3 protein-coding genes and 1 pseudogene are annotated in these 3684 nt (G+C 35.5%); 2 read left to right on the top strand and 2 right to left on the bottom strand.

What is annotated here, in order from left to right; all coding sequences use genetic code 11:
• Both A9Q93_RS00075 and A9Q93_RS00070 read left to right on the top strand, forming a co-directional pair.
• Positions 1-411 (top strand): annotated as a pseudogene (locus A9Q93_RS00075) (glycosyl transferase family 1); the annotation flags it as partial.
• A complete protein-coding gene (locus A9Q93_RS00070) occupies positions 402-1853 on the top strand; it encodes a polysaccharide biosynthesis C-terminal domain-containing protein (protein WP_303685326.1) in 1452 nt (483 codons plus the stop codon). The pseudogene A9Q93_RS00075 and the gene A9Q93_RS00070, both read left to right, overlap by 10 nt.
• Positions 1854-1899: 46 nt before the next feature.
• On the opposite strand, the gene A9Q93_RS00065 is transcribed toward A9Q93_RS00070, so the two are convergent.
• Complete coding sequence (locus A9Q93_RS00065; RefSeq protein ID WP_303685325.1) at positions 1900-3243, bottom strand: hypothetical protein; 1344 nt, start codon at positions 3241-3243, stop codon at positions 1900-1902.
• A gap of 120 nt (positions 3244-3363) precedes the next feature.
• Positions 3364-3684, bottom strand: a 321-nt coding sequence (locus tag A9Q93_RS00060; protein ID WP_303685324.1) for an NAD(P)/FAD-dependent oxidoreductase, incomplete at its 5' end; no start/stop codon positions are given.

Here is a 3684-nt window from a genome sequence, read left to right as displayed (position 1 = left end):
AGTATTACAGATAATCAACTAGAAAAGTATCTAGATAATAAAGGGTATGTTTCACACGATGAGGCAGTTGAATTGATGTTTAACGCACAGGCTTTATTACTTATCGAGATCGATAGAGCAGAAACTAAAGCCATCATTCCAGGTAAGATATTTGAATATTTTGCAAGCCGCAGACCCATTATAGGAATAGGACCCAAATCTGCTGATATTGAATTACTTCTTACAGATACTCACGCTGGAGAGTTTTTTAATTACCAGCAAAAAGCAGCTCTTAAAAAACATATTTTGAGTATTTATGAGTTGTATAAAAAAGGAGATAATAAGGCCAATTTTAATGAACAAATATCCAGATATCATAGGTCACATCTTACTAAGATATTAGCGCAAACCATAGATTACACATGGGAATAGTCATCAAACAATCTGGCTGGAATCTTGTCATTACGGCAATAGGATTTGTCCTAGGTGCGTTGAATGTACTGATTCTTGCTCAAGTTTATCTTAGTGATGAGTATTACGGGCTTTGGAATTATATTCTATCTACCGCGTTTTTATATTTTCCTTTAATGTCTTTTGGAATTCATAATACGGTAGTTAAGTTCTATTCCAGCTATTCTTCAAAAAAGGAAAGAGATACTTTTCTAACTCAAATGTTGTTGTGGCCTTTATTCATTATTATTCCTATTTTATTATTGATTTATGTCTCGAAAGAAACCATTGCAGCTTACATCTCAGATAAAAATTCAATTACAGGTTCCTACTTGTGGTGCATTCCTTTGATAGCTATTTTTCAGGCGTATTTTGAAATCTTTTATGCATGGGTAAAAGTGCACATGAAAACCATAGGAGGAAATTTCTTAAAAGAGGTTTTCTATCGAGCGGCGGCGACTGTTTCTTTGTTACTACTAGCATATCAAATCATCGATCAGCAGCAGTTTATTTATAGCTTAGTTATTATTTATGGTTTGCGCGTGTTTTTTATGAAACTCATCGCATTTAAAACTTATTTTCCTCAATTTCATTTCAGTTCGTTACCTAATGCGGGAAAAGTTTTTCAGTACAGTATTTTTATGATTTTGGCAGGCTCTATTTCTACCGCTTTAATTGATCTCGATAAATTTATGCTCAATCAATATGTAGCTATTGATTTGATAGGTTATTACGGCATTGCCATATTTATTGCCACCATCATTGCAGTACCAGCACGTGGTATGGCGCAAATAACGCATCCTTTAACAGCAGGTCATTTCAATAACAATCAAATGAAGGATGTAGAACAACTCTATAAACGCAGTTCTTTAAACCTAAGTATTATCGCTGGGTTTCTTATGGTCATCATCATCTGTAATCTAAATGAGTTTTACAACTTGATGCAGCCAGAAACTCATATTGCGTTGCCAGTAGTTTTCCTCATTTCGTTAACTAAGTTCTCAGAGAACCTGTTAGGTAGTAATAACGCCATTCTCTACAACAGCGACTTGTACAAAGTTACTTTATGGATGGGTTTTGCACTGACTATAGTGGCTATTGTTCTCAACTGGTGGCTCATTCCTATTTATGGAATAATCGGTGCAGGTATAGCAACTTGTATCGCTTATTTGGGTTACGCTTTCGCGAAAGCGTACTACGTCTACAGAAAACTCGATATGCATCCATGGACCTCTAAAACATGGCAAGCATTATTATTAATTCTGCTAGTGATAGGCGTATTTTACTTCTGGGATTTTGCATGGCATCCAGTAGTAAATATAGTGGTGAAGTCTTCTTTAATTGTTTTGATTTACATCACGCTCGCCTATAAGATGAAATTGTCTACAGAGATCAATAGCATTATCAATAAATATATCGCATAAAAAAATCCGATTCTGTTACGAATCGGATTTTTGAACTTATATTTTTTTATTTTCTTCTAGAACTACGAGAAGCGTTTGTATTTCTCGTAGATCTCGCTTTTGTACTTCTAGCGTTAGAGTTTCTAGATGTATTTCTAGAACTTGCTTTAGGAGCTGTATTTCTACTAGATCGTGTGGCTCTCGTTGCATTAGATCTATTAGAGCTTTTGCGAGTAGACGTTGCTCTTGTATTCGTATTTATTCGATTGCCAACTGTCGCATTTGTATTTCTACTAGATCGTGTGGCTCTCGTTACATTAGATCTATTAGAACTATTACGAGTAGATGTTGCTCTTGTGTTCGTATTTACTTGATTGCCCACTGTTGCATTTATATTTCTACTAGATCTTGTAGTTCTCGTTGCATTAGACCTGTTAGAACTATTACGAGTAGATGTTGCTCTTGTGTTCGTATTTACTCGATTGCCTACTGTCGCATTTGTGTTTCTACTTGATCTTGTGGTTCTTGTTGCAGCTCTAGCATTAGTAGATCTTCCACTAGTTGCAACAGTTGCTCGACCTGTAGATCTTGAGGTAGTAGAACTTCTGCCAGTAATGTTTCTAGTTACCTGACTACGTCCTGTAGCAATGGCTTGTCTATTTCTTTGTACTCTATTGTTTACAGCAACCGCTCTACCACGTGCGTCTCTACGTCCTCTTTCAAAACTTCTATAATTTACTCGGTCATAAGGTCTGTAGAAATGACGTCCTACGTTTCCTCTTGTATAGAATCCGTTATAGTAAGTAGGCGTATTCCAGTAGTTTCTATGGTACGACCATGAATAACGAATAGGAAAATATGCCGCTCTATATGGTGTGTTATAAACAATACATCTGTTCACAAATGGTACTGCATAATAATTATGCCATGGTTGATATACGTAGTGCCTATTAAACGTATTAATAAAACCAGTATGGTAATTAATAACTCCTGGACGACTATAAAAAACGTTTAAATTTCCTATACGGTTTACATAACCGTTATTATAAAATATGTTTACGTTTCCTATCTGGTTCACACGTCCATAAGCGTCATAATAAACAGGTATTTGCTCTATTTGTATTACAGCTCCGTAAGTATCATACTGTACAAAACGATTGTAATCGTACCCAGTATTAAAGGATACTTGTGTGTTGCCGTTATTAATAAAAACGCTTACTCCGTTTCTATCTTGTAAGTAATTGAAGTCAAACTGACCGTCTGGAAATACCGCAAACTCAATGCCTTCCATGTTGAAGATAAAGTTATTAGTATAATTACGGTATCTGCGATCTTCTTCGCTTGTTTCAGCTTTTGAAAAACCAATTCCAACAAGAAGAAAAACAAATGTTAAGGTGAATAGCTTTTTCATAATTATATATTTTAATGTCTGTACTTCTTTGTACCTACGCAATAGTATAATCAACCAGCGTGCCAAAATCTCTTTTGAGCTTCAAGGTCAACATTATGAGTCTTTTATAAATGATGAGTGTTATTCTGATTCAGAATTTGTTCTTTTTAAAACACGACCTCGCGGCTCATTACCTTCATAAAGCGCAACTTCTGAATGTAAAAAATTTGCCGCTGCAGCAGAATCTTTCACCTTTGGAGTAGTGCGTTTGATCATTTCCTTCTCAAAGTTGTTAAGTAAAGTAGTTCTTAACCCAGAGTTTTTCCAATCTGAATAAGGTCCAGCATATTTTGTAATCGCACGAGCTAAAGACAACGCATCAAGAAGTGCTTGATTTGCTCCTTGACCTTTAAATGGACTCATAGGATGTGCTGCATCACCTATTAATGTGAAATTTTCAAA

It is taken from the genome of Nonlabens dokdonensis, assembly GCF_002162835.1.
GTDB classification, from domain to species: domain Bacteria; phylum Bacteroidota; class Bacteroidia; order Flavobacteriales; family Flavobacteriaceae; genus Nonlabens; species Nonlabens dokdonensis_B.
This window is presented reverse-complemented; position numbering and strand designations above follow the sequence as displayed.

Excerpts from the sequence above, each read along its gene's own strand:
- A9Q93_RS00070 (WP_303685326.1), top strand. The coding sequence starts at position 402 with ATGGGAATAGTCATCAAACAATCTGGCTGGAATCTTGTCATTACGGCA.
- A9Q93_RS00065 (WP_303685325.1), bottom strand. The coding sequence starts at position 3,243 with ATGAAAAAGCTATTCACCTTAACATTTGTTTTTCTTCTTGTTGGAATT.